Genomic DNA, 23,904 nt, shown 5'->3' with positions numbered 1-23,904 from the left:
GCCGCGCTGATCACACCCTGCCTGCCGGCTGGAACGGCTCGGTCAATTGCGCACGAAATAGAGCGGCGTTCTCAGTGTCAGCTGATAGGACGGCTTCGGCATCCAGATGATCTGAGCTGTGACTCCGAACTGGCGATTGTCGTTGTCATCCATCCGGTCGAGATCGAGCCGGAGAATAGGCTGGGTGAAGGACTGAATTTGCGCGAAGTTCAGCAGCTGAGCGCCGCCAAAATGTTGCACGCCGACGCGGCCTGTGAATTTCCAGTTGCTCGGCCATTGGTAATAGCCGCCGACATAGCCGATGATATTTGGATGGATTCGGGCGAGCGCGGTCGCCACCTCGACGCGGGTGTCCTGGAACCCCGCCAGCATTCCCCGCGTGGCGTCCGCGTCGAAGGCGTAGTCGAACTCGAGGATGTTGTTGAAGGTCGTGGTTCCGGTCGGCCCGTTCGGGATTGCCTGGGTGATTGTCGATTGCCAGGTGATGGTCGGGATCGAACCACCATTCTGACTGTAGAGATCTGCCTGAAACCCAACGTTCCAGCTGGTGACATCGAACTGCGACCAGCCCTGCGCGGGTCCGTAGGTGGTCGTGCCTGAAACGCCGGCATAGAGCGAGACGGTATCGGTGACGTCCACCGTCAACGGAAGATCGACGGCGAGGGATTGCCGGGATGGCAGCGAAACGTTGGTCGGCAGGGTGCCGCCGCCGGCAAGCGCGAGCGACTGTAGCGCGGTAAGCAGCGCCGGGCTGCTGAAACCGACCGGCAAGGCGCCAGCCGGCACGGTGGCGTAGCTGGTTCGCAAATCGAGATAGATATTCGGTGTCGCGTTGGAGGCGCTGCTGTCGTCCTCGCGGTCCTTGCCGAACGCCGGTCCGGTGAAGCACGCGCCCATCAGGCAGGCGAGGACAAGCGCCGGAAACAAGCGAGAGGCGCTCGATAGAGCGGTCGAGACGTGAAGGGAAACTGGCACGACCTCTAGGCTCCTCCTCGATTGCAGCCAGACGCTAGCTGACCAGATACTTCGCCACCGCCGGCTCGTTCCACTGGATGCCGAGGCCGGGACCACGCGCGGTCACCGCGCCGTCGACGATCTCGGCGGGCCTTGCCAGGATCGCGCCGGCGAAGTCGAGGAATTCGAGCCAGTGCGCGGTCGGCGTCACCGCGAGCAGGTGCGCGCTGACTTCCGCGAACAGATGGCTCGACATCGGGATCGACGCAGCATCAGCTTGCCCTGCGACCTGCATCCAGCCGGTGACGCCGCCGACCTTCATCACGTCGGGCATGATGAAGTCGGACGCGCCGGCCGCGATCGCCTCGGCGAAGCCGCGCGGAAACCACCAGTTCTCGCCGGCCTGGATCGGCGTCGGCGAGGTCTCGCGGACCTTGGCGTGGCCGGACAGGCTCTCCTGCGGCACCGGCTCCTCGATCCAGTGCAAATCGTAGGGTGCCAGCCGGGCGATGCGGCGGGTGGCCTCCGCCGGATCGAGCGACTGGTTGAAATCGAGCATCAGCGCGACGTCGGGGCCGAGCAGGGCGCGCACGCCCTTCACGACGCGCTCGTCATTGGCGGCATCACCGTCGCCGCCCTTGATCTTGATGCCCTTGAAGCCCTGGTCGAGCGATCGGCGCAGTGCACGTTCATCGGTAACGGGATCGACCGCGCCGTAGCTGTCATAGGCCCTGATCGGCTTCGCCGATCCGCCGAGCAGCTCGACCAGCGGCCGACCGGCGAGCTGGCCGAGCACATCCCAATAGGCCATGTCGAGACCGGACACGGCCATGCCGACCAAGCCCTGCCAGCCGAGCAGCCGGAACTTGGCATCCATCGCCTTCATCAGGTCGAACGGCGCGACCGGCCTGCCGGCGAGTTCGCGACCGATCTCCTCGATCAGATAACAAAGCGGGTGAAGTGTGAGCTTGCTGTAAGCGAAGATGTAGGTGCGGCCGGTAACGCCTTGATCGGTCTCGACATCGATCAGGACCAGCGGACCGGAATCGATCACGCCGAAGGCGGTCGTCACCGGGCGCTTGAGCGGCACCACGACGCCTCGCGCCTTAACTCCGCAGATCGCTGCAACTGTCTGGCTCATGGATGTTTCCCCACGCGCTTCCCGGAGTGCTTCCTGTTCTTGTTATTGGACACTGTACCATCGGACGAGCCGCGGCGCGGCCCAATCGGTCGCGACCTGTTCGATCAAATAGCGGCCGGGATATTCGGCGAGGAAGGCTATGCGCTGGGTCTGGCCCGGTTCGACCGCGAGCGTGTCGAGCCAGAACGGCTTCCAGCCGTCATCCAGCCGGTCGAGCAGACGGAAGTGATGGCCGTGCAGATGAAAGACGCTGGCGATCGCGCCGCCATTGGTCAGGGTCAGCACGACCGGCCGGCCGGTCTTGGCCTGAAAGGCGGGCGCGGCCGATGGCTTGAAGTCCGCCGGGCGGAACCACTCGGTCGGCGTGCCGAGCGCCAGCTCGAATCTGGCTGCGCTCCTGAGATCGAGCTGAGCCGGCATGTCGTTGCCCGGGAGCGGCGGCGCGGGCGGGAACGGCGCGGGGCGGATCGGCGGTTCGTTCGAGACGATGAGCTTGCCGACCGGGCGAGCCTGCTTGCCGTCGTGCAGCAGGATCGGGAAGCTGGTTCCGGCCGGACCGGCCGCATCGACGAAGACATCGGTTCGGCTCCCGGGCGCCAGCACCAGCGCACCGTTGCGGGCCGGGAACGGTTCGGCCGGCTGCCCGTCGATCGCCATCACCCTGACGTCGAGGTTCTCCAGCTTGACCGCCAGCACACTGCGCTGGCTGCCATTGATGAAGCGGAGTCTGAGCCGGGCATTGGCTGGAGCCGAGACTTCGTATGAGGTCTTGGCGTTAATTGTATGAATTGGCGTCGAATCTTTCGATTCGGTTCCGGGTGGAATCGCGGTTCCGTCCGGCCGCAGGCGCCACTCCTCGATCAGCAGGACCTCGTCGCGATCGACCGCGACCGGTGAGGTGCCGGTGACGATCAGCGGCCGCGGGCGGGCCGGCGCCGTGCCGCCGGCGCCGAGCAGCGGCTCGCACAGGAAGGTACCAGCATGCCGGAGCGGGAGCTGGAAAGTATCCTTGGCCCCGGCGGCAAGCTGTGCCCGGGAGGCCAACGGCTCCGCGGCCGGGTTGCCATCGAGCCCGCGCCAATCGAGCGCGGCGGCGATCGGCAGCTCGTTGCCAAACGTCACGTCGAGGACCTCGCCGCGCCTGAAGCGGAGGTCGCCGCTGCCCAGCGACCAGACGGGCGTGTCCGGCCCGTCAGGGCGAAGCACGATGCGATCGATTCTGGCCTGGAGCACGACCGCCGTCCGGCCCTGCGCCGAGACCGTAGCCGGCCAAGCGGGGCAAAGCGCCGCGGCGCCGAGGGCGGCCATCAGGTCGCGCCGGCTGAGCCAAAATTCGGGACTTGCTGCGGGGCTTGCCATCCGGCCGATGCGGACCATTTTCAAGCGTACCTGTCCAGTCGCGATCGGTCGCAGGGCGGGTTCTCCAGCGGCCATTTTTTTGCTGCGAACCGGTGGGCGCATGTTATAAGCCCGGCCGCCCGCGGCATCGCGGCCGGACTGGATGCTTTTCGCGCGGGCGTGGCGGAACTGGTAGACGCGCTGGATTTAGGTTCCAGTGACGAGAGTCGTGGGGGTTCGAGTCCCTCCGCCCGCACCAAGCGCTTACAGCGTTTGCATGACGAATTCTTGGAGAACCTTGGGCCCCGCAGGGGACGAGGGTTCGCCGAACCCACAGACGTCAGGCCGCAAGGCTCAAGCGTCGCACAGATTGAACACTGCCACGGCCGCTCGGGCCGCGGCAAAAGCGGAAGAAGATTGATACCATGCAGGTCACCGAGACCCTCAACGAGGGACTGAAGCACGAATTCAAAATCAGCGTTCCGGCATCCGATCTCGATGCCAAGGCGGACGCCAAGCTGGTCGACCTCAAGGACAAGGTCCGTCTCAACGGCTTCCGTCCCGGCAAGGTGCCGGTGGCGCACCTGAAGAAGATCTACGGCCGCTCGGTCATGGCCGAGACCATCGACCAGACCATCAGCGACACCAACCGGCAGCTGTTCGAAGATCGTGGCTTCCGCCTTGCCGGCGAGCCGAAGATCACGATGCCGACCGAGAAGGACCAGGTCGATGAATTGCTGTCGGGCAAGACCGACCTGACCTACACGGTCGCGATCGAGGTCGTGCCGCCGATCCAGCTCGCCGATTTCAAGTCGTTCTCGGTCGAGAAGCCGGTGGTGGAAGTTTCCGACGCGGACGTCGACGACGCCATCAAGCGGATCGCCGAGGGCAGCCGCCCGTACAACGCCAAGGCCGAGGGCACCAAGGCGGAGAAGGGCGACCGCGTCACCATCAGCTTCAAGGGCACCATCAATGGTGAAGCCTTCGAGGGCGGCACCGGCGAGGGCATCCAGGTCGTGATCGGCGCCGGCCAGTTCATCCCGGGCTTCGAGGAGCAGCTGATCGGCATCGGCTCGGGCGAGACTCGCACGCTGAAGGTCTCGTTCCCGAAGAACTACCTCAACGACAAGCTTGCCGGCCAGCCGGCCGAGTTCGAGACCACCGCGACGCTGATCGAGGCGCCCGGTGAGGCCACGATCGACGACGAGTTCGCCAAGACGCTCGGCCTTGAGTCGCTCGACAAGCTGAAGCAAGCCGCGCGCGAGCGCCTGACCGCCGAATTCGCCGGCGCGACCCGCCAGAAGGTCAAGCGCGCGCTGCTCGACCGGCTCGACGAGAGCCACAAATTCGAGGCGCCGCCGTCGCTTGTCGCCGAAGAGTTCAACCTGATGTGGAACTCGATCAAGGCCGAGATGGACTCGACCGGCAAGACCTTCGCCGACGAGAACACCACCGAGGATGCGGCCAAGGAAGAGTACCAGAAGATCGCCGACCGCCGCGTCCGCCTCGGCCTCGTGCTGTCGGAGATCGGCGAGAAGAACAAGATCACCGTGACTGACGACGAGGTCTCGCGCGCCGTGATCGAGCGCGCGCGCCAGATGCCCGGCCGCGAGAAGGAAGTCTGGGATTACTACCGCAGCAACGCCCAGGCGCTGGCCCAGCTCCGCGCTCCGATCTACGAGGACAAGGTCGTCGACTTCGTCTTGGAGCTCGCCAATGTGACCGAGAAGAAGGTCACCAAGGACGAGCTGTTCAAGGATGAAGACGCCGAGAAGACTGCCGCCTAATTCCGGCACCTCGCGTTAATGATGAACCGCGAAAGCGCGCCTTGTGAGGATCCCCTCGCTAGGCGCGCCGCTGCGAATCGGCTTGAACGTCCACGACCTGCCCAATTGGCTAGTGTCGGCCTTGTCGGCCGGAAATTGGCCCATATCTGGTTTAAGCCTTGAGCCAGCCAGCCTCGAGCCAGTAGTCTTGGACGAAGCTAGTTCTGGGCAAAGCTCTGCATCACCCCTAACCCCTGGGTTCTTTCATGCGCGATCCCGTTGAAACCTACATGAATCTCGTTCCGATGGTCGTCGAGCAGACCAATCGCGGCGAACGCGCCTACGACATTTTCTCGCGCCTCTTGAAAGAGCGCATCATCTTCGTCACCGGTCCGGTGGAAGACGGCATGTCGACCTTGATCGTCGCGCAGCTCTTGTTCCTCGAGGCCGAGAATCCGAAGAAGGAAATCTCGATGTACATCAACTCGCCGGGTGGCGTGGTGACGTCGGGCCTTGCGATCTACGACACGATGCAGTTCATCCGTCCGCCGGTGTCGACGCTGTGCACCGGGCAGGCGGCCTCGATGGGCTCGCTGCTGCTCGCGGCCGGCGAGAAGGACATGCGCTTCACGCTGCCGAACTCCCGCATCATGGTGCACCAGCCCTCCGGCGGCTTCCAGGGCCAGGCCACCGACATCATGCTGCACGCGCAGGAGATCCTGAATCTCAAGAAGCGCCTCAACGAGATCTACGTGAAGCACACCGGCCAGACCTACAAGGCGATCGAGGACGCGCTCGAGCGCGACAAGTTCCTCACCGCCGAGGACGCCAAGGCGTTCGGCCTCGTCGACAAGGTCATCGACAAGCGTCCGGAAGATCCGTCGGCCGCCAAGGCTGCATGACAGGGCTGCCTGATCTGGACAGGCCTCCCGGGGCGCCGGCGTGATCTGCACATTGGCGCCTCACATAACCGGCAAAAGCAGGACGGGCGGAGTACCCCGCAAGTGCCTATGCGCGGGCGGAAGGTTCCACTTTCGTGCTCATTGGCTGGCGTGGTAATCCCGCAACGTTCCGTGGATTTCGACGCGTATTCCACGTGCGATCGTGGAAAATCACGGTATTGTCACGGTCTTGAGCCGGGCATCCGATTAGCGAATTCTTGATAGTCGGGTGCCAGCATGGTTGGCTGTAATGCATCGGCTATGATCGCGGAGATTCGAATAAACCGTGATTGGCACGGTCAGTATTGCGTAGGGTCTTTTTTGGTACGGAATTTGCTCTATCTACCCAAGACGCCGGTTTTGTGCCGGATTGGGTCGATCTGGCAAACAAGATCGAACGGCGGACGGAGATAAGGAATGAGTAAGGTCGGCACGAGCGACGCCAAGAACACGCTATACTGCTCGTTCTGCGGCAAGAGCCAGCATGAAGTTCGCAAGCTGATTGCCGGACCGACTGTCTTCATTTGCGACGAGTGTGTCGAACTGTGCATGGACATCATTCGCGAGGAGAACAAATCCTCGCTGGTGAAGTCGCGCGACGGCATTCCGACGCCGAAGGAAATCTGCAAGGTCCTGGACGACTACGTGATCGGCCAGAGCCATGCCAAGAAGGTGCTGTCGGTCGCCGTCCACAATCACTACAAGCGGCTCAACCACCAGACCAAGCACAACGACGTCGAACTGGCGAAGTCGAACATCCTGCTGATCGGTCCGACCGGTTCGGGCAAGACGCTGCTCGCGCAGACGCTGGCCCGCATCCTCGACGTGCCCTTTACCATGGCTGACGCGACGACGCTGACCGAAGCCGGCTATGTCGGCGAGGACGTCGAGAACATCATCCTAAAGCTGCTGCAGGCCGCCGACTACAATGTCGAGCGTGCGCAGCGCGGCATCGTCTATATCGACGAAATCGACAAGATCAGCCGCAAGTCGGACAATCCCTCGATCACCCGCGATGTGTCGGGCGAGGGCGTCCAGCAGGCACTGCTGAAGATCATGGAAGGCACGGTGGCGTCGGTCCCGCCGCAGGGCGGCCGCAAGCATCCGCAGCAGGAGTTCCTGCAGGTGGATACCACCAACATCCTGTTCATCTGCGGCGGTGCGTTCTCGGGTCTCGAGAAGATCATCTCGGCGCGCGGCCGTTCGACCTCGATCGGCTTCGCGGCGCAGGTGCTCGCGCCGGAGGATCGCCGTACCGGCGAGATCTTCCGCCACGTCGAGCCGGAAGATCTGCTGAAGTACGGCCTGATCCCGGAATTCGTCGGCCGTCTGCCCGTCGTTGCGACGCTGGAAGACCTCGACGAAACCTCGCTGAAGAAGATCCTGACCGATCCGAAGAACGCGCTGGTGAAGCAGTACCAGCGGCTGTTCGAGATGGAGAACATCGAGCTGACCTTCGCCGACGAGGCGCTTGGCGCGGTCGCCCGCAAGGCGATCGAGCGCAAGACCGGTGCGCGCGGCCTGCGGTCGATCCTGGAGAGCATCCTGCTCGAGACCATGTTCGACCTCCCGGGCCTGGAAGGCGTCGAGGAAGTCGTGATCTCGCGCGAGGTCGTCGAGGGCACGGCGCGTCCGCTCTACATCTACGCGGATCGTTCCGACCGCGCCGTCGAGAGCAGCGCGAGCGCCTAACAGCACGCGTCTCGACCCGTAAAAAATTGCACGGCTGCCGGGCGATCCGGCGGCCGTTGCGGCGCAACAGCAGCGCCGTTGTGGCATTGCAGTAAATGCCTGTTTAGCCTGAATTTCCGGGCACTTCTCAGGCTTGACACCCCCCGGCCTGATAGCCACCTAATGCTATCGGCGAGGGATCTCATGCGTTGAGATTCGTCGCTTTTCGATACGGAATAAGCGGCTGCTGACGGCAATCTTTTCCGGATCACCAAGGCACCTTGTGGCGGTTGCGCAAGCAGGCGGACTGCGAGCAAGGGGGCAAAACAAAAGGATAAGGCCATGACGACCTCAAAACCCCGGCCAACGATCGTCCACGGCGAGAGCCATTCCTATCCGGTGTTGCCGCTCCGCGACATCGTCGTCTTCCCGCACATGATCGTGCCTCTCTTCGTCGGCCGCGAGAAATCGATCCGCGCGCTCGAAGAGGTGATGAAGAACGACGCGCTGATCATGCTCGCGACGCAGAAGAACGCGTCCGATGATGATCCGGCACCCGATTCAATTTACGAGACCGGTACGCTCGCCAGCGTGCTGCAACTGCTGAAGCTGCCGGACGGCACCGTCAAGGTGCTGGTCGAGGGCCTCGAGCGCGCGCGTGTCGAGAAGTATTCCGACCGCAGCGAATATTACGAAGCGACCGCGGTCGCGCTCGCCGACACGGACGCCAACTCGGTTGAAGCTGAGGCGCTGGCGCGGTCGGTCGTGTCCGACTTCGAAAGCTATGTGAAGCTGAACAAGAAGATCTCTGCCGAAGTCGTCGGCGTGGTTCAGGCGATCACCGATTTCGCCAAGCTCGGCGATACCGTTGCCTCGCATCTCGCGGTCAAGATTGCCGATCGGCAGGCGATCCTGGAGACGTTGTCCGTCACGCAGCGCCTGGAGAAGGTGCTGGGCCTGATGGAGAGCGAGATCTCGGTGTTGCAGGTCGAGAAGCGCATCCGCTCGCGCGTCAAGCGCCAGATGGAGAAGACCCAGCGCGAGTATTACCTGAACGAGCAGATGAAGGCGATCCAGAAGGAGCTCGGCGACGACGAAGGTCGCGACGAGCTGGCCGATCTGGAGGAGAAGATCTCCAAGACCAAGCTCTCCAAGGAAGCGCGCGAGAAGGCCCAGCATGAGCTGAAGAAGCTGCGCCAGATGTCGCCGATGTCTGCGGAAGCGACCGTCGTGCGCAACTACCTGGATTGGCTGCTGTCGATCCCGTGGGGCAAGAAGTCCAAGGTCAAGAAGGACCTTGAGGCCGCGCAGGCGGTCCTGGACTCCGATCACTACGGGCTCGAGAAGGTCAAGGACCGTATCGTCGAGTATCTCGCGGTGCAGTCGCGCGCCAACAAGCTGACCGGACCGATCCTGTGCCTAGTCGGACCTCCGGGCGTCGGCAAGACCTCGCTCGGAAAGTCGATCGCGAAGGCGACCGGCCGCGAGTTCGTGCGCGTGTCGCTCGGCGGCGTGCGTGACGAGGCCGAGATCCGCGGTCACCGCCGCACCTATATCGGCTCGATGCCTGGCAAGATCATCCAGTCGATGCGGAAGGCGAAGACTTCGAACCCGCTGTTCCTGCTGGACGAGATCGACAAGATGGGCGCCGATTTCCGCGGCGATCCGTCGTCGGCGCTGCTTGAGGTCCTCGACCCCGAGCAGAACTCGACCTTCAACGACCATTACCTGGAGGTCGACTACGACCTGTCCAACGTGATGTTCATCACGACCGCGAATACGCTGAATATTCCGGGCCCGCTGATGGACCGCATGGAGATCATCCGGATCGCCGGTTACACGGAGAACGAGAAGGTCGAGATCGCGCGCAAGCATCTGATCCCGAGCGCGCTCTCCAAGCACGGCCTGGACTCCAAGGAATGGTCGATCGACGACGCGGCCCTGCTGCTGATGATCCGCCGCTACACCCGCGAAGCGGGCGTGCGTAACCTGGAGCGTGAGCTCTCCACACTCGCCCGCAAGGCGGTGAAGGAGCTGATGATCTCCAAGAAGAAGTCGGTGAAGGTCACCGAGGCGAATATCGAAGAATTCCTCGGCGTTCCGAAGTATCGCTTCGGCGAGATCGACGACGAGGATCAGGTCGGTATCGTCACGGGTCTGGCCTGGACCGATGTCGGCGGTGAGCTGCTCACCATCGAAGGCGTCATGATGCCCGGCAAGGGCAAGATGACCGTCACCGGCAACCTGCGCGACGTGATGAAGGAGTCGATCTCGGCGGCGGCGTCCTACGTCCGCTCCCGTGCGATCACCTACGGCATCGAGCCGCCGATGTTCGACCGGCGCGACATCCACGTTCACGTGCCCGAGGGCGCAACCCCGAAGGACGGTCCGTCCGCCGGTGTTGCGATGGCCACCGCGATCATCTCGGTCATGACCGGCATTCCGGTCCGCCACGATGTCGCGATGACCGGCGAGATCACGCTGCGTGGTCGCGTGCTGCCGATCGGCGGTCTGAAGGAGAAGCTGCTGGCGGCCGCGCGTGGCGGCATCAAGACGGTGCTGATCCCGGAGGACAACGCCAAGGATCTCACGGAGATTTCCGATGCGATCAAGGGCGGCATGGAGATCATTCCGGTCTCGCGGCTGGATGAAGTCGTCGCCAAGGCGCTGACCCGTGTGCCTGCGCCGATCGTCTGGGAAGAGGAGACCAGCAAGGTCGACGTCAAGCCCGACGCATCGGATGAGGCGTCCGGCGGCCTGACGGCGCATTGAAGCGAGCTACGAACTGAAATAGAGAACGGCGCCTTCGGGCGCCGTTCTTGTTTTGGAAATCTGCGGCACGGAAGCAGGGTTGCGCCGTCGTTACTTCTTCTCGACAATGAAATTGCCGATCGCGCCGAGCGCCATCAGCACGCTGGTGCCGAGGAACACCGCGCTCATGCCAATATGGCCGCCGATGAATCCGCCGGCGAGCGGGCCGATCACCTGGCCGGCATATTGCGCCGAGATCGAGTAGCCGAGCATGCTGCCGGTGACTGCGTCGGGCACGTTGTGCCGGATCACGCTGGCGATGCAGGGCAGGAGGCCGCCGAGCGCGAGCCCCATCAGGAAGCGGAGCATGATGAGTTGCCAGCCGCTGGCCACGAAGGCCTGCGGGATCAGCAGCAGCGCCGAGACCGCAAGGCAAACGTTGATGATCCGCCAATGGCCGATACGGTCGGCCAGCTTGCCGAGGTGCGACGACGACAGCAGGCTGCCGAAGGCCGCCGCCGACATCACGAGGCCGGCCACGAACGTCACCTGCGGCGCCTCGACCAATTGTGCGACATAGACCGTGATGATCGGCTCGATCGACATGTTGGCGACCATCAGCAGCAGGCCGGTGCCCCACATCGCGATCACAGGGCGCTTGTCCGGAACAAGCGACCAGCCGCCACGCGCCTTGCTGCCTTTCGCGGTCTTCGGACGCGCCTCCTCACGGATCAGGAAGGTTGTGCCGAGGAAGGTGATGAAGATGACGCCGCCGATCAGGAAGAAGGTCGCGCGCATGCCGATCAGGCCGGGCAAGACGCCGCCGATCAATGGACCGACCAGGCTGCCGGCCATGATGCCGGCCGACAGAACGCCGATCGCCCAGCCGGAGCGCGCCTTCGGCGTCTGTGCCGCGACCAGCACCGTCGAGCCCGAAGCGTATCCCCCGAGCAGGCCGGTCAACAGCCGCAGGCCGACCAGCTCATAGACATTGTGCGTCATGCCGATCAGGGACATGGCGAGCGCCATGCCGAGGCTCGCGCGGATCAGCATCAGCTTGCGGCCATAGCGATCCGCCAGCCGTCCCCACAGCGGCGCCGTCAGCGCCGCGCTGAAGAAGGTTGCACCATAGGCTATGCCCGACCATTGCACGATGGCGGCATGATCGGTCACGCCGAGCTGCTCGACATAAAGCGGCAGGAACGGCAGCAGCAGCGTCATTCCCACAATGGTCGTGAAGGAGCCGAACACGCAGACGATCAGGTTGCGTCTCCAGGGCCCCGCATCGAGGGCCGCTTCGCGATCGATTTCCATGTTCATGTCAGCGCAATCCGATCACGGCAAAGCCGCGCGCGCGCAGGCCGCGGCGGTCTTCGTTCAGCGAACGGAGCAGGCGATCGCGGGTGTCTTTGATGTGATCGGCCGCCTCGCGCGCGGCGGCTTCCGGATCGTTGGCCTTGATGAAGCCGAGAATGCGCCGGTGCTCGCGCCAGGCCTGCTCGCGCGACGGTTCGGTCCACACTTCGAGCCAGCGCGCTCGTGACAACCGGGTCATGGCGCCGCCGATCGCCTTGACGATGAAGGGATTGCCGGAGAGGCGCGCGATCTCGACATGGAAATCGGTGCCGACGCGGTGCCATTCCTCGCGCGGCGCGCCGGACTGGCAGGCATCCAGCATCTCTTCGATGCCGGCGATGTCGGCCTCGCTCGCACGCGCGCAGGCGAGGCGAACGGCGGTCGTCTCCAGCGGGATCCTGAACTCCGCCAGCGCCTCCAGCTCACCGAGGTCGATCGGCGCGACGATCCAGTTGCGGCCATCGCGGCGGACCAGCTCTTCGCCTTCGAGCCGCACCAGCGCGGCGCGGATCGGCGTGCGCGATCCCTCGAACCGGCTCTCGAGCCAACGCTCGGTCAGCCGCTCGCCGGGGCCGAGGTCGAGAGAGAGGATCATTTCCCGGAGCTGGTCGTGGATCTGAAGCATCTGCGACATGGGCTGTCTGCCGGTGGTGGGAATGGCTTGGATTGGATCGACGTATCCCGAATTGGTATCCCAAACAATACCGATTTGGGATACCAGCGTTGTGCGGGTGGGGCGCCGGACGGCGGCGCGGGGCGCCGTGCAGGCTGCGATCGAGGGAACGACCTCTCGGCGACCGCCTTGTTGCACGACGCCGAATTGGGAGATCGCAGATGCGGATCGACGGGCAATGCCATTGCGGGGCCGTGACCTATCAGGCCGAGATCGATCCCGAACGGGTGTCGATCTGCCATTGCACGGATTGCCAGGCGCTGACCGGCTCGCCCTATCGCGTCACGGTGATTTGCGCCGCCGAGCAGGTCCACCTGACCCATGGTGCGCCGAAAGTGTACGGCAAACGCGGCGATAACGGCCGGATCCGCTTCCAGCATTTTTGCAGCGATTGCGGTTCCCCCTTGTTCACCAGCGGCGAGGATGGAGGACCCGATGATTGGGGCATCCGCTGGGGCAGCATTCGCCAGCGCGGCGAATTGACCCCGCGACGCCAGGTCTGGTGCCGCTCCGCCGCACCATGGATCAACGATCTCGAGGGCTTGCCGGCGCGGCCCATGGATTGACGCTGATCGATTGAAACTTTGCCACCTTGCGCCTCGGGGGCAGGCAAGGCTAAAGAGGCGCCCAGGTAAGGGCGGCTAGCTCAGCTGGTTAGAGCATCTCGTTTACACCGAGAGGGTCGGGAGTTCGAATCTCTCGCCGCCTACCAGCCTTCGCCCGGCGGGCTACGGCTTGGCAAGCCAGCCTTCGCGGATAAACTCATCCACTTGTTCGGTGCCGCAGGGCGAAGGCTGTCGCGCCGAAGCTCGAAAGAGCGAAGGCGGACCGGCTCCGTCATCTCCGGTACCCCATAGCTCTATGGCTGAAGCATCCTGATTGTCGAGATCGGCCACTTGCCGATGTGCCCGGCAATCGAGATACGCAACCCGTGAGACTCGTCCAGAAACACGCCGTCGACGGTTCCCGCAGTCCCATCGGTGAGAACTGCGGCCCTTCCGACCAGTTCTGCTTCCGCTTGCACATGCTCGCGCAGGATGACGGTGGCGCGGTGTTTCACGAGCTGCAAAGCGGCCTCTGGTTGAAGAGCCCTACGTAGCAAGGCCATTGCGCGGCCCTCTGTGAGCGCGTGGAGAGGGCGCGATCCCGACCGTGGGGTAGTTGTGGGGTGGCCGGGACCGCGCTTGCTCCGCGCTGGCCGGTCGAATGTCAATCGTTGGCCGATGGCGCGAAAGGTGCCGAAAGTCACGTGCGCAGGTTTGATGCCGACCTTGCTGCGATGCTATTCTCTCCGCCTAACCCGGGAACTTGATGCATGCGCAAAATTGCCGCGATTATTCTCCTCACCATGATTGGCGGACCTGCACTGGCGCAGTCGGACCATGTTCAGCGCTATCGCGAAGAGGTCGAGAAGTCGCCGGCCGATGCGGCCAATGAGGCGCGGCAGCAGCGCGCCTACCAGCGCGCGCTGAGCGGTGTGCCGGACCAGAAGCCGACCGACCCGTGGGGCATTGCGCGCCCCAATGAGGGGCAGGCCGCCTCGAAGGGGAGCGCCGCGAAGACGAAGCCGGCCAAGCCCACAAACGCAGCCGCCAAGTAGTCAGTGAAGTAATCAGCGAACGCGGACCAGGTCGATGAAATACTACGTCTGCAAACTGACCGGACCGCGTCCGACCTTCCCGCAAGACATGACGCCGCAAGAAGCCGCCATCATGCAGGCGCACGTCGCCTATTGCGGCGAATTGCTGCAGGCCGGCAAGGCGCTGATCTTCGGGCCGGTCGCCGATCCCGCCGGCGTCTGGGGATTGGGCGTGCTGCAACTATCCGATGATGCCGATCCACAGGAGATCGTCGCCAACGATCCCGTCACCAAGGCCAATGCCGGATTCACCTATCAGGTCACGCCGATGTTGCGCGCTGCGACGCGCGAGAGCTGCTAGCATCGGCCAAGGCTTCCCAACAAGATTTCTCAACAAGGTTTTGAGCGCATGAACGCTGGTCACCCGCAGAACGCCGATCAGATTGCATATTGGAACGGGCCTGGCGGTCAGCGTTGGGCCTCAAGACAGGCCGCGCAGGACATCGTGCTCCAGCCGGTGCTTGACCTGCTGATTGATCGTGCCGCGCCGAAAGCCGGCGAGCGCGTCGTCGATGTCGGCTGCGGCAGCGGCGCCTCGAGCTTTGCGCTGGCGGCCAAGGTCGCGCCCGCGGGCCACGTGCTTGGCGTCGACGTCTCGGAGCCGATGCTGACGCGGGCGCGGCAGAGCGCGCCGCAGGGACTGCCGGTCGAATTCACGCTTGCCGATGCGACGGTGTATCCGTTCGCCCGCGAGAGCTTCGATCTGTTGGCCTCGCGCTTCGGCGTGATGTTCTTTGCCGATCCGGCGGTGTCCTTTGCCAATCTGCGCAAGGCGATGAAGCCGACCGGCCGTCTTGCCTTCGCGTGCTGGCAGGAGCCGCGCGAGAATCCGTTCTTCATGGCGCCGCTGCAGGCGGTCTACAAGCATGTACCGAAACTGCCGCAGCTCGGCCCAGAGGATCCCGGCCCGTTTTCGTTTGCCTCCGAAGCCCGGGTGAAGCGGATCCTGGGCGAGGCCGGCTTCTCCGGCATCGCGATGGAGCCGTGCAAGGTCGAGCTCGATGTCGCGACCGGCCGCGGCATCGATGCGGCGATCCAGGGCGCGCTCGAGATCGGGCCAGCCAGCCGTGCGCTGGAAGGCCATCCGGATGACGTGCGCGCCGCCGCGATCGCATCGATGCGCGAAGCGCTCACGCCCTTCGTCAAAGGCGATTCCGTGCTGCTGCCGGGCGCGATCTGGATCGTGACTGCGCGGGCCTGGGAGAACGAGTTGGTCGTGCCGTCATTGCGAGGAGCGTAGCGACGAAGCAATCCATCTATCCGCGCGTCGAGATATGGATTGCTTCGCTTCGCTATGACGGGGAGAGAGTTGCGACGAGCCTACGCTCGCTCTTCCCAGATCATTGCGAGATGCACGATGGTCTGCACGGCCTTTTCCATGTCCTGCCGGCTGACCCATTCGAGCCGCGAATGGAATGCGTGCTCGCCGGCGAAGATGTTCGGGCAGGGCAATCCCATGAAGGACAGCCGCGAACCGTCGGTGCCGCCGCGGATCGAGGTCTTCACCGGCGTCAGTCCCGCGCGCTCGATCGCCTCGATCGCATAGGCGACGATCTGCGGATGGCGGTCGATCACCTCTTTCATGTTGCGGTACTGCTGCTTGACCTCCATCCGATAGGTCGAGCGCGGATATCCCTTCATGACATCCTTGGCGATCGCTTCGAGCAGCGCTTCCTTATGCTTCAGGCCGGCTTCGGTGAAATCGCGAACGATGAAGTCGATCCGCGCGTGCTCCAACGCGCCCGAGATCGCGACCGGATGCAGGAAGCCTTCCTTGCCTTCGGTGGTCTCGGGCGAGCAGTGATCCTTGGGCAGGCGGTCGACGATCGCCGCGGCGATCTTGATCGCGTGCTCCATCTTGCCTTTCGCAAAACCCGGATGGGTGGCGACGCCTTCGATGATGATGCTGGCGCCGTCGGCCGAGAAGGTCTCGTCCTCGATATGACCAGCGGTCTCGCCGTCCATGGTGTAGCCGAAATCGGCCCCGAGCTTCTTGATGTCGACCTTGTCGACGCCGCGGCCGATCTCCTCATCCGGCGTGAACAGGATCTTGATGGTACCGTGCTTGACCTGCGGATTGGTCATCAGGAAATGCGCGGCATCCATGATCTCGGCGAGGCCGGCCTTGTTGTCGGCGCCGAGCAGGGTGGTGCCGTCGGTCGTGATGATGTCGTTGCCGATCTGGTCGGCCAGCGCTTCATGCTCGGCGGCGCGGATCACCTGCGTGGAGTCGGCGGGCAACGCGATGTCGCCGCCGCGATAGTTCTTCACGACCTGCGGCTTGACGTTCTTGCCGGTGCAATCGGGCGAGGTGTCCATGTGCGAGCAGAAGCAGAGCACTGGCACCGTCTTGTCGGTGTTGGCGGGGATCGTCGCATAGACATAGCCGTGCGGATCGAGATGCGCGTCGGATATGCCCATTGCCAAGAGCTCGGTGACCAGCAGGCGGCCGAGATTCTTCTGCTTCTCGGTGGAGGGGCAGGTCGGCGAATCCGGATCGGATTGGGTGTCGATCACGACATAGCGCAGGAAGCGCTCGGTGACGGTGTGCTTGAAGTCGAGTACCGGTGCCAGCATGAAGACCGCGCAGGGGTAGGGACGGGGACAATGCGCCTTGGCGAAGTTGGTTCGCGCAAGCAAACCGGATCAAGGCGAGCAGGAGACAATCCTATAACAGAAAAGCGCCACTCCGGGGCCGCGTCACGAGCCGGAATGGCGCTTTGATATCAACGGAGAGTAAAGCCTTAGACGGCTTCCTTCAGCTCCTTGGCGGCGCGGAAGGCGACCTTCTTGCTCGCCTTGATATGGATCTGCTCGCCGGTCGCCGGGTTGCGGCCCATGCGGGCGGCGCGCTTGCGGACCTGGAGGATGCCAAGGCCGACGATCCGGATGCGCTCGCCCTTCTTGAGGTGCTTGGTGATCCGGGTGACCATGTCGGTCAGGATCGCCTCGGCCTGCTTCTTGGACAGCTCCTGCTCTTCGGCAATGGCCGCCGCCAGGTGCTTCAGCGTGATCGTCGCCGGGGTCGCTGCTTTCTTCGCCATGTGTGGCCCTCCTCGTTGCTGAATGGCTGGATTGCTTGCGTTCGCGCGAATGGCGTGCCGTTCGCGTCGGGAAAATGCGCCCGGAACAGTCCTGAAACCGCCGGTTCTGGGAACGGGCAGCGCCGGGCCGGCCACAGGAAACCCAGACGTATCAGGCCTTATTTGATTCGGGGCTTTGCTGACTACGCCGTTTCGCCTGAAAACAGGCTACAACTCGCAACTACGGCGCAAAAGCGCCGGCACTGTGCAGGGATCCGCAACGCGCTTGACTATCGGGATGCGGGCCTTTATGCCCTCGGTCCTGCGCGGATCAATCCGAAGATCGGCATCCGCGGGAGTAGCTCAGTTGGTTAGAGCGCCGCCCTGTCACGGCGGAGGCCGCGGGTTCGAGTCCCGTCTCTCGCGCCAGTCTTATCAAGCACTTAGCCCAAGTTCCAGATTTGAGACGTGTCACGTGGCGCGCCGTCATGACGTCTTGGACGCCCCTCTGTCAGGGCTTGCTGGCACGCATCTTCGAGACCCCCAAAAACAACCGCCAGGCTCACTCTTTCAGACGATCTCAATCGCTGGCTCGCTCCCGGCGATCGCATGATCATCATTCACGCGCGTAATCCGGCATTCCGCCACGCCTGACACAATCAGCCAGGTTTCCGGCTGTGCGCCTTCTCCGATGACGACCGTTGCGTCCTGATCCTTGAGTGCCTGGAGTGCTTGGATGAGCTCGCGGACTTTCATCGACACGATTCCTGGACGCCGCACGGACGGGGCGCCCTCACGCGAGCATCAGATAGGCGAACGCGGTAGTGACTATCGCCACCCGGAGCGGTGGAGAAATGGAAGCAGCGCAGGTCCCGGTTCACGTGCGCAGCGTAACGCGCCAGCCTGACGTCAACCTTACTCTGCTCGGTTGAAGTCGAGCCGATGCCGTCCCTGCTGCATCTGACGGAACCAATCAACTACGTAAGATTGTAATTTTTCGGCGCTACACTTGATGAGGCGGTCGCAAGGCTTGCAGCAAGAGCCGCGTGCGCGGTTCCATCGCGTTCCGGAACTCACGCGTATGATGCGTCTTAAAGTTGCCGGAGAAATCATCGACAGTTTCGGAAACATTCAGATGACGCCGGCGCGGCAAGGACCGACAACAGAGTAGGAGACGTGCGGATGGATTGGAGCCTGTGGCTGAACGAATACTACAAAGACGAGCTGGCGAGGACGGAGGCCGCATGCGGAAGGGGAGAGCCTGCGTACGAAGCGTTCAAGTGGATCGACGATCCCTATCTTTGGAACGTGCTGCTCTGGAAGGAGTATGATGGCTTCGACGCCATCAAGGCGACGATTCCCGATCCGCCCGATGCCGGCACCCAGAAGAATTGGAGCGGTCGTTCCGGGATGGAGCTCGGCGCTGCGGTGATCGAAACCTATCGGCTCATACACGACAAACTCAGGCTGCATCTGGACAAGCCATTCGAAGAGTGTTCGGTGCTGGACTATGGTTGCGGCTGGGGCAGCGTGCTCAGATATTTCATGAAGGATGTGCCGCTGCGCAATTTGCATGGCTGCGATCCTCACAAGGGCATCATCCAGGTCGCGCAACGCTCCAACCCTCGCGCCGATATCGTGCTGTCGGACAGCCTGCCGAAGCGTCTTCCATTCAACCAGAAATTCGACGTCGCCTACGCGTTGTCGATCTGGACGCATCTTTCCCCGGTCGCGAGCGACGTATGCCTCGACGCGGTCCATGCTGCGCTGGAGGATCGTGGTCTCTTCCTTCTGACGGTGCGGCCGCCGGCATATGCATTCTATGAGCCGATCTCGAAATTGCCCGGTTGGGATCAGCAAAAGATCACCGAAACCGTGCGGCGAGATGGCTTCTACTTCTATCCGCAGAGTTATCCGGTCGATGGCGAAATGACATACGGCGAAACCATCATCACCAAGCAGTACATCGAGGAGCACTGGACCGACCGGTTCGATATTGTCGATGTCGGCATGAATGGGATCTCGCCCTATCAGAGCATTATCGTTCTTCGAAAGAAGTCGCGGCCACATTAGTCGGGCCGCCCGCACGCCGGCACTGTCCTTGCGCGCCCGCCACGTCCCGGCTGGGCGCGCAAGATCAGGACGCCGCGAGGCCGACGACGCCGACCTGCCGGGCGGCGTGCTCGGGACTGCGGGATAGTTCCGCGCGCTGTTCCGGCGTCAGCCACCACAGCAGGAACAGCAGCGCGATCCCGTTCGAGACCAGGCCCGTGGTCAGCGGCACGTTCATGATCGCCTGAACGGCAATGCCTGATGACACCGCGATGAAGCGCGGCGACAGATGCCGCGAGACCGTCGACCCCACAGAGAGGATGAGGCCGCACGCGAGCGCCGAGACCGGGGCGCGTGCGAGACCGACCGACGCAATGCCCTCGGTGGCGAGGAAGGACGCGTTGAAATTGCCGTCGCGATAGATCGCGCCGAGCGCCGGGCCGAGTTCGCCATACGGGCAAGCCGTCACCTGTCGCAGGATCGAGATCTGGCAGAACCGGGTCAGCTCGCGGTGCGCAAAGAAGTCGGCATATTGATCGAGCGCCAGTGACGGGATCGCGAGGAAGCGCAGGTTGATGGCGCTGAACACCAAGTAGTCCTTGTCGGCGCCGAGAACGGCGAACGCCATTAGCCCGACGGTCGCCGGGAGCAGGAATGCGAGCACCGTGGCCAGGCGCGGGTTGAACTGGCCGTAGAGCCAGAACAGGAACGGCAGCCAGATCGGCAACAGCAGAACGGTCTTGTTGTTGACGACCGGATAGAAGCACAGCGCGAACAGCAACACGCAGGCGGCCTGCAACCATTGCCTGCGCGATGCGAAATGCGCAAACAGATAGGGCAGCACTGCTCCGATCATGATCGGGGTGAGATAATTCAACAGAGCTGGCCGCGCGATGGCGTTGCGGGCTGTGCCATAGGGAGTGCCTAGGTTGACCCCGTAGGAGATGTCGGAGATCAGCACGGCGAGGGACGATGCCAGCAGCAGCAGCGCAATGCGTTTGATGGCCGCTTCCGACAGGTTGGGGCGCCAGACCGGCATGTTCTGGAACATCAGCGGGATCATCGCGGCGGCCAGCGCGGCGATCATGGCCCAGCGGGCGATCGCGTGCGGGTAGTCGAACGCGCTGAAGAAGCTGAGCCAGACGAAGCCGAACACGGCTGACAGCAGCGAGAAGCTCACCAGATAGCCGAAGCTGAATCGTCCCGCGGCGAATGCCGGGATGAAGATGACCATGATGGCGGTGCCGAGGATGGCCTCGGCGGTGACGCCGGATCGCCAGACATGCATCGCCGGGAACGCGTGCCCGCAGGCGATCAGCGAGGCGGTGCTGACGGCGAAGAACCCGAGGATCGTGCCCCCGACAACCAGGTCATCGCGCGTCATTGCATCGGCCCGTTCGATTCGAGAACTGTGCGACAACTAGCCAGCCGGCCTCGGTCGAATCAAGTCAAGCAACGTTGAGCGACGTTGCAGTCTGTATTGTAATATTTCCGTTGTGCGATCGGTCACCGCGGCGCCGCATTGAACGCGCAATCGGCAACAGGCTGCCCTGATCAGGCAAAGAATGCGGCAACCGCGTTCAGGTCGGATTGCCCAGGCGTGTCGCCACGCAAATTCGCGTCGATGATGCGGCGGCAGGCGTCGACCGTGTTTGTATCGCCCAATTCGTTGGCGGCCTCGAGGATCGACCAGACCGTATCCAGGGGAATGTCGCTCTGCATGGTCGCGCTCGGATCTGACAGCATCGGCGGGGCCGGGGTTAGAATTCGAACAGGTCGCGGCCGTGCCGCGCCAGGGTGTGCAGATCCGCCACCGTGCCGCGCACGGCGTTGCAGCGGCGGCATTCGATGATGGTGTCGCCGGAAGCGTGCGCCGGATCGGCGACCTTGATCGCCAGGCTGCCGCAATCGGTGCAGGTGATCTTGAAGCCGGTGGAAATTACTTGCTGCTGCAAATTCATTGTGGGCCCGCGCCTCTGTCGACGGCCACCTTACGGAACAATTTTTAAGACTGGGGTCGTGGAGCGGATCGCAATCGAACGACCGCGTTAGGACGCGGTTAAGATTTCGCCGCGGCCGCGATCCGGCAGATGCAACGTCGGCCTGCCGAGTGCGGATACCGCGGCGCGCAGCGCCTCGCGCGCATTGACGGTGATGATTCCAGCGGCGTGGGCCCAGACCGCGAGGTCGGATGCGCTGTCGCCGGCATAGATGAAGCCGCCGGGAAAGCGCTTCAGCAGCAGGCCGGCCTTGTTGGCGCCCTTGAGATTGTGCGCGCCGTCGGAGGCGAGCACCTCATCGAGCCAGGGCAGTCGCGATGCAAGCTGGTTCGCGAGCAGCGCGTCGGCTGCGGTTGCCAGCACGACGCGGCGGCCGGCGGCCTTTTCGCGCTCAGCCAGTGCGACGACGTCCTGCTGCAGTTCGATCCGGCTCCAGTCGATCCGCTGGCGCCGTGCAAGCTGACGCTTCAACGTTGCGCGTCCGCGCATCAGCCAAGCGGCACATGCAACAACGATCAGCGGATTGCGGTGCAGGATCGAGAAGAAGCTGAGATAGAGCAGGTCGCCCCTGATCAGCGTGCCGTCGAGGTCGAGCACCAATGGCAGCGAAGTCGGCAGCCCGAGCAGGGTGGACGTTCCGCGGGTGCGAGGAGCGTCCTGCGGTTCTGCAGACATGTCGCCCGCGAGGCGAGGCTCGGTCATTCGCGACGCCCGGCCGGTTTGCGACCCTGCACACGTCGATCGCGCGCCCCGGTCTCGGTGGTCCTGCAATCGCCGTAGCCGATCCGGGCGGCAAAGGCCACAGCGTCCTGAACGTAGTTCGAGACGATTAGGCCCAACAAAAAAGCCGCCCGAAGGCGGCCATTTTGTCTGCCGAAGCCTGAAAAATCCTAGCGGACCGTCGAGGTGCCCGAGGAGGTGATCGCAACCGGCTTGCCGGCCTTGATGACCTGGTTGGTCTGAGCGGTCTGGGTGAAATCCGCATTGTTCCGCGCCGAAATGCCGAATGCCGCAACCCCGATAGCCGCAACGAGGGCAACCACCACGATCTTGAGGTGGGTCGCGCGATCAGCTGAATGGATCGAGTGGTTCATGGTCGCCTCCGGGCGTCTATGCGCCGTCTATGGCAGCTACTGGTAAGCCCGATCTGTTTCCGGATCGTTTCGTGAGTTCCTTGAAATGGTTTCGTGCCACGGGCGGATTGGTTTCACCGTGCCTTGCGTCACACAGCCGGAGGTCCGAAACTGACCCCAGGCGCGGGATGCGCTCGGGAGAAAAACAATAATGAAAACAACGAATGTGACCCGCCGTCGGGTGCTCCGCACCGGCACGGCGGCAGTGGCCGCCACGATGTTTGGTAAGCCGGTCCTTGCCGCAGCCGAGTTCGACTTCAAGCTCGGCGTCAACACTCCGGAAACCCATCCGCTAACAATCCGTCTGGCCGAGGCGGCCAAGCTGGTCGGCACGCAATCGTCCGGCCGGCTCAACATTACCGTGTTCGCCAACAGCCAGCTCGGTGGCGATCCGGAGATGCTGTCGCAGGTCCGGGCCGGCGGTATCGAGTTATTGGCTGCACCCAGCATGACGCTGTCGACGCTGGTGCCGCTGTCCGGTCTGCCCAGCGTCGGCTTCGCCTTCCAGTCCTACGACCAGGTCTGGGCGGCGATGGACGGCGGCGTCGGCGACCTCGTCCGCGAGGCGATCACCAAGACCGGCGTCGTGCCGCTGAAGAAGGTCTGGGACAACGGCTTCCGCCAGATCACCTCGTCGTCGAGCCGGCAGCTCAACAGCGTCGACGATCTCAAGGGCTTCAAGATCCGCGTGCCGGTAACGGCATTGCTGACGTCGCTGTTCTCTGGGCTCGGCGCGCTGCCGTCGAGCATCTCCTACAGCGAGCTCTATTCGGCGCTGCAGACCCACATCGTCGAAGGGCAGGAGAATCCGCTGGCGCAGGTCTCGACCGGAAAGCTCTACGAGGTCCAGAAATACTGCGCGCTGTCCAACCATTGCTGGAGCGGCTATTGGATCCTCGGCAACCGCCGCGCGATGGCGGGCCTGCCGCCCGATCTCGTCGAGATCATCAATGCCGCATTCGACGCGGCGGCGGTGAAGGAGCGCGCCGATCTCGTCGAGATGGATCGGTCGTTGCAGGCCGAGCTGACCGAGAAGGGCATGACGTTCAACAAGCCCGATCCGGTGCAGTTCAGGGCCGCATTGGTCAAAGCCGGCTTCTACACGCAATGGCAGAAGACCTATGGCGCGGACGCCTGGGCGGCGCTGGAGAAACATACCGGCAAGCTGACGTAACGGCGCAATTGGCCAGCAGCAATGCAAGGCCGATCGCGCGAGCAATGCCATGCGCGGTCGGCATTGGTCCCCCTGGCGAAGCCTGCGGAAAAACGTGGGGACATCGCTTGTGGCTCAGAAGGCACACCGGCGCGCTTTCGGTTCCATTTTTGCTTTTTGTCATGCGGCAGGATGTCTCAGGGGATACAACCTCACGCTGAGATTTTCAGTGGCCGCGCGGCGCGCGGCCCGAGTTTGGAATGCCATGCGCGTGCACGTTGTGGAACGCTTCCGTTTTTTCCGTCTGCGACGG

General features: G+C 63.4%; 24 protein-coding genes and 3 tRNA genes. 13 read left to right on the top strand and 14 right to left on the bottom strand.

Going from position 1 to position 23,904, the window contains the following annotated elements:
* Nucleotides 1–42 precede the first annotated feature (42 nt).
* Genes QDT69_RS09520 through QDT69_RS09510 form a run of 3 tightly spaced genes read right to left on the bottom strand, consistent with a single transcriptional unit; the run spans nt 43 to nt 3,472 of the window.
* Nucleotides 43–975 (bottom strand): hypothetical protein, encoded by a 933-nt coding sequence (locus tag QDT69_RS09520; protein ID WP_279706327.1) that lies wholly within the window; start codon nt 973–975, stop codon nt 43–45.
* A gap of 34 nt (nt 976–1,009) precedes the next feature.
* On the bottom strand, nt 1,010–2,095 hold the full coding sequence (locus QDT69_RS09515; protein ID WP_279706326.1) for an enolase C-terminal domain-like protein: 1,086 nt from the start codon (nt 2,093–2,095) through the stop codon (nt 1,010–1,012).
* A gap of 42 nt (nt 2,096–2,137) precedes the next feature.
* Nucleotides 2,138–3,472 carry a multicopper oxidase domain-containing protein gene (locus tag QDT69_RS09510; RefSeq protein WP_279706671.1) on the bottom strand — a complete coding sequence of 445 codons (1,335 nt, stop codon included), beginning with the start codon at nt 3,470–3,472 and terminating at the stop codon, nt 2,138–2,140.
* A 135-nt stretch (nt 3,473–3,607) separates the two neighbouring features.
* On the opposite strand from QDT69_RS09510, the gene QDT69_RS09505 reads away from it, so the two are divergent.
* From QDT69_RS09505 to lon, 5 genes are all read left to right on the top strand, one after another.
* Nucleotides 3,608–3,692 (top strand) — tRNA-Leu (locus tag QDT69_RS09505).
* Nucleotides 3,693–3,858: 166 nt separating this feature from the next.
* Complete coding sequence (gene tig, locus QDT69_RS09500) at nt 3,859–5,220, top strand: trigger factor (RefSeq protein ID WP_279706325.1); 1,362 nt, start codon at nt 3,859–3,861, stop codon at nt 5,218–5,220.
* A 245-nt stretch (nt 5,221–5,465) separates the two neighbouring features.
* On the top strand, nt 5,466–6,101 hold the full coding sequence (locus QDT69_RS09495; RefSeq protein ID WP_021079148.1) for an ATP-dependent Clp protease proteolytic subunit: 636 nt from the start codon (nt 5,466–5,468) through the stop codon (nt 6,099–6,101).
* A 456-nt stretch (nt 6,102–6,557) separates the two neighbouring features.
* On the top strand, nt 6,558–7,832 hold the full coding sequence (gene clpX, locus QDT69_RS09490; protein ID WP_018271869.1) for an ATP-dependent Clp protease ATP-binding subunit ClpX: 1,275 nt from the start codon (nt 6,558–6,560) through the stop codon (nt 7,830–7,832).
* 321 nt (nt 7,833–8,153) lie between these two features.
* Nucleotides 8,154–10,583 carry an endopeptidase La gene (gene lon / locus QDT69_RS09485; RefSeq protein ID WP_194454115.1) on the top strand — a complete coding sequence of 810 codons (2,430 nt, stop codon included), beginning with the start codon at nt 8,154–8,156 and terminating at the stop codon, nt 10,581–10,583.
* A gap of 90 nt (nt 10,584–10,673) precedes the next feature.
* On the opposite strand, the gene QDT69_RS09480 is transcribed toward lon, so the two are convergent.
* A complete protein-coding gene (locus QDT69_RS09480; protein WP_279706324.1) occupies nt 10,674–11,882 on the bottom strand; it encodes an MFS transporter in 1,209 nt (402 codons plus the stop codon).
* A gap of 1 nt (nt 11,883) precedes the next feature.
* Nucleotides 11,884–12,552, bottom strand: coding sequence for a GntR family transcriptional regulator (locus tag QDT69_RS09475; RefSeq protein ID WP_279706323.1), 669 nt, complete (start codon nt 12,550–12,552; stop codon nt 11,884–11,886).
* Nucleotides 12,553–12,752: 200 nt separating this feature from the next.
* On the opposite strand from QDT69_RS09475, the gene QDT69_RS09470 reads away from it, so the two are divergent.
* Both QDT69_RS09470 and QDT69_RS09465 read left to right on the top strand, forming a co-directional pair.
* Entirely contained in the window at nt 12,753–13,157 is a 405-nt protein-coding gene (locus tag QDT69_RS09470) for a GFA family protein (RefSeq protein ID WP_279706322.1), read from the top strand.
* Between the two features lie 69 nt (nt 13,158–13,226).
* A tRNA-Val gene (locus QDT69_RS09465) sits at nt 13,227–13,303 on the top strand.
* 147 nt (nt 13,304–13,450) lie between these two features.
* On the opposite strand, the gene QDT69_RS09460 is transcribed toward QDT69_RS09465, so the two are convergent.
* Complete coding sequence (locus QDT69_RS09460) at nt 13,451–13,660, bottom strand: PRC-barrel domain containing protein (protein WP_279706321.1); 210 nt, start codon at nt 13,658–13,660, stop codon at nt 13,451–13,453.
* A gap of 246 nt (nt 13,661–13,906) precedes the next feature.
* Here QDT69_RS09460 and QDT69_RS09455 point away from each other — a divergent pair, with 246 nt between their 5' ends.
* Genes QDT69_RS09455 through QDT69_RS09445 form a run of 3 tightly spaced genes read left to right on the top strand, consistent with a single transcriptional unit; the run spans nt 13,907 to nt 15,470 of the window.
* Nucleotides 13,907–14,191: a hypothetical protein gene (locus QDT69_RS09455; RefSeq protein WP_050425260.1), complete on the top strand. Its 285-nt coding sequence runs from the start codon at nt 13,907–13,909 to the stop codon at nt 14,189–14,191.
* Nucleotides 14,192–14,225: 34 nt separating this feature from the next.
* Nucleotides 14,226–14,531: a YciI family protein gene (locus QDT69_RS09450; RefSeq protein ID WP_050425261.1), complete on the top strand. Its 306-nt coding sequence runs from the start codon at nt 14,226–14,228 to the stop codon at nt 14,529–14,531.
* Between the two features lie 48 nt (nt 14,532–14,579).
* On the top strand, nt 14,580–15,470 hold the full coding sequence (locus tag QDT69_RS09445; protein WP_279706320.1) for a methyltransferase domain-containing protein: 891 nt from the start codon (nt 14,580–14,582) through the stop codon (nt 15,468–15,470).
* 80 nt (nt 15,471–15,550) lie between these two features.
* Here the strand turns inward: QDT69_RS09445 and pepT are convergent, their stop codons facing one another.
* Nucleotides 15,551–16,807, bottom strand: a complete 1,257-nt coding sequence (gene pepT / locus QDT69_RS09440; RefSeq protein WP_279706319.1) for a peptidase T — start codon at nt 16,805–16,807, stop codon at nt 15,551–15,553.
* Between the two features lie 167 nt (nt 16,808–16,974).
* Nucleotides 16,975–17,298, bottom strand: a complete 324-nt coding sequence (locus QDT69_RS09435; protein WP_224924859.1) for an HU family DNA-binding protein — start codon at nt 17,296–17,298, stop codon at nt 16,975–16,977.
* 307 nt (nt 17,299–17,605) lie between these two features.
* On the opposite strand from QDT69_RS09435, the gene QDT69_RS09430 reads away from it, so the two are divergent.
* A tRNA-Asp gene (locus QDT69_RS09430) sits at nt 17,606–17,682 on the top strand.
* 141 nt (nt 17,683–17,823) lie between these two features.
* On the opposite strand, the gene QDT69_RS09425 is transcribed toward QDT69_RS09430, so the two are convergent.
* Nucleotides 17,824–18,009: a hypothetical protein gene (locus QDT69_RS09425; protein WP_279706318.1), complete on the bottom strand. Its 186-nt coding sequence runs from the start codon at nt 18,007–18,009 to the stop codon at nt 17,824–17,826.
* Nucleotides 18,010–18,435: 426 nt separating this feature from the next.
* Here QDT69_RS09425 and QDT69_RS09420 point away from each other — a divergent pair, with 426 nt between their 5' ends.
* On the top strand, nt 18,436–19,326 hold the full coding sequence (locus QDT69_RS09420) for a class I SAM-dependent methyltransferase (protein WP_279706317.1): 891 nt from the start codon (nt 18,436–18,438) through the stop codon (nt 19,324–19,326).
* A 64-nt stretch (nt 19,327–19,390) separates the two neighbouring features.
* Here the strand turns inward: QDT69_RS09420 and QDT69_RS09415 are convergent, their stop codons facing one another.
* From QDT69_RS09415 to QDT69_RS09395, 5 genes are all read right to left on the bottom strand, one after another.
* Nucleotides 19,391–20,689, bottom strand: a complete 1,299-nt coding sequence (locus QDT69_RS09415) for a hypothetical protein (RefSeq protein ID WP_279706316.1) — start codon at nt 20,687–20,689, stop codon at nt 19,391–19,393.
* 170 nt (nt 20,690–20,859) lie between these two features.
* Nucleotides 20,860–21,027, bottom strand: coding sequence for a hypothetical protein (locus QDT69_RS09410; protein WP_279706315.1), 168 nt, complete (start codon nt 21,025–21,027; stop codon nt 20,860–20,862).
* A 38-nt stretch (nt 21,028–21,065) separates the two neighbouring features.
* Complete coding sequence (locus QDT69_RS09405) at nt 21,066–21,266, bottom strand: hypothetical protein (RefSeq protein WP_279706314.1); 201 nt, start codon at nt 21,264–21,266, stop codon at nt 21,066–21,068.
* A gap of 87 nt (nt 21,267–21,353) precedes the next feature.
* A complete protein-coding gene (locus tag QDT69_RS09400) occupies nt 21,354–22,007 on the bottom strand; it encodes a haloacid dehalogenase-like hydrolase (protein WP_279706313.1) in 654 nt (217 codons plus the stop codon).
* Between the two features lie 188 nt (nt 22,008–22,195).
* Entirely contained in the window at nt 22,196–22,399 is a 204-nt protein-coding gene (locus QDT69_RS09395) for a hypothetical protein (RefSeq protein WP_021079164.1), read from the bottom strand.
* Nucleotides 22,400–22,589: 190 nt separating this feature from the next.
* On the opposite strand from QDT69_RS09395, the gene QDT69_RS09390 reads away from it, so the two are divergent.
* Nucleotides 22,590–23,612, top strand: a complete 1,023-nt coding sequence (locus QDT69_RS09390) for a TRAP transporter substrate-binding protein (RefSeq protein ID WP_279706312.1) — start codon at nt 22,590–22,592, stop codon at nt 23,610–23,612.
* Nucleotides 23,613–23,904: the final 292 nt, after the last annotated feature.

Source organism: Bradyrhizobium sp. CER78 (assembly GCF_029846235.1).
Taxonomy (GTDB): Bacteria; Pseudomonadota; Alphaproteobacteria; order Rhizobiales; family Xanthobacteraceae; genus Bradyrhizobium.
This window is presented reverse-complemented; position numbering and strand designations above follow the sequence as displayed.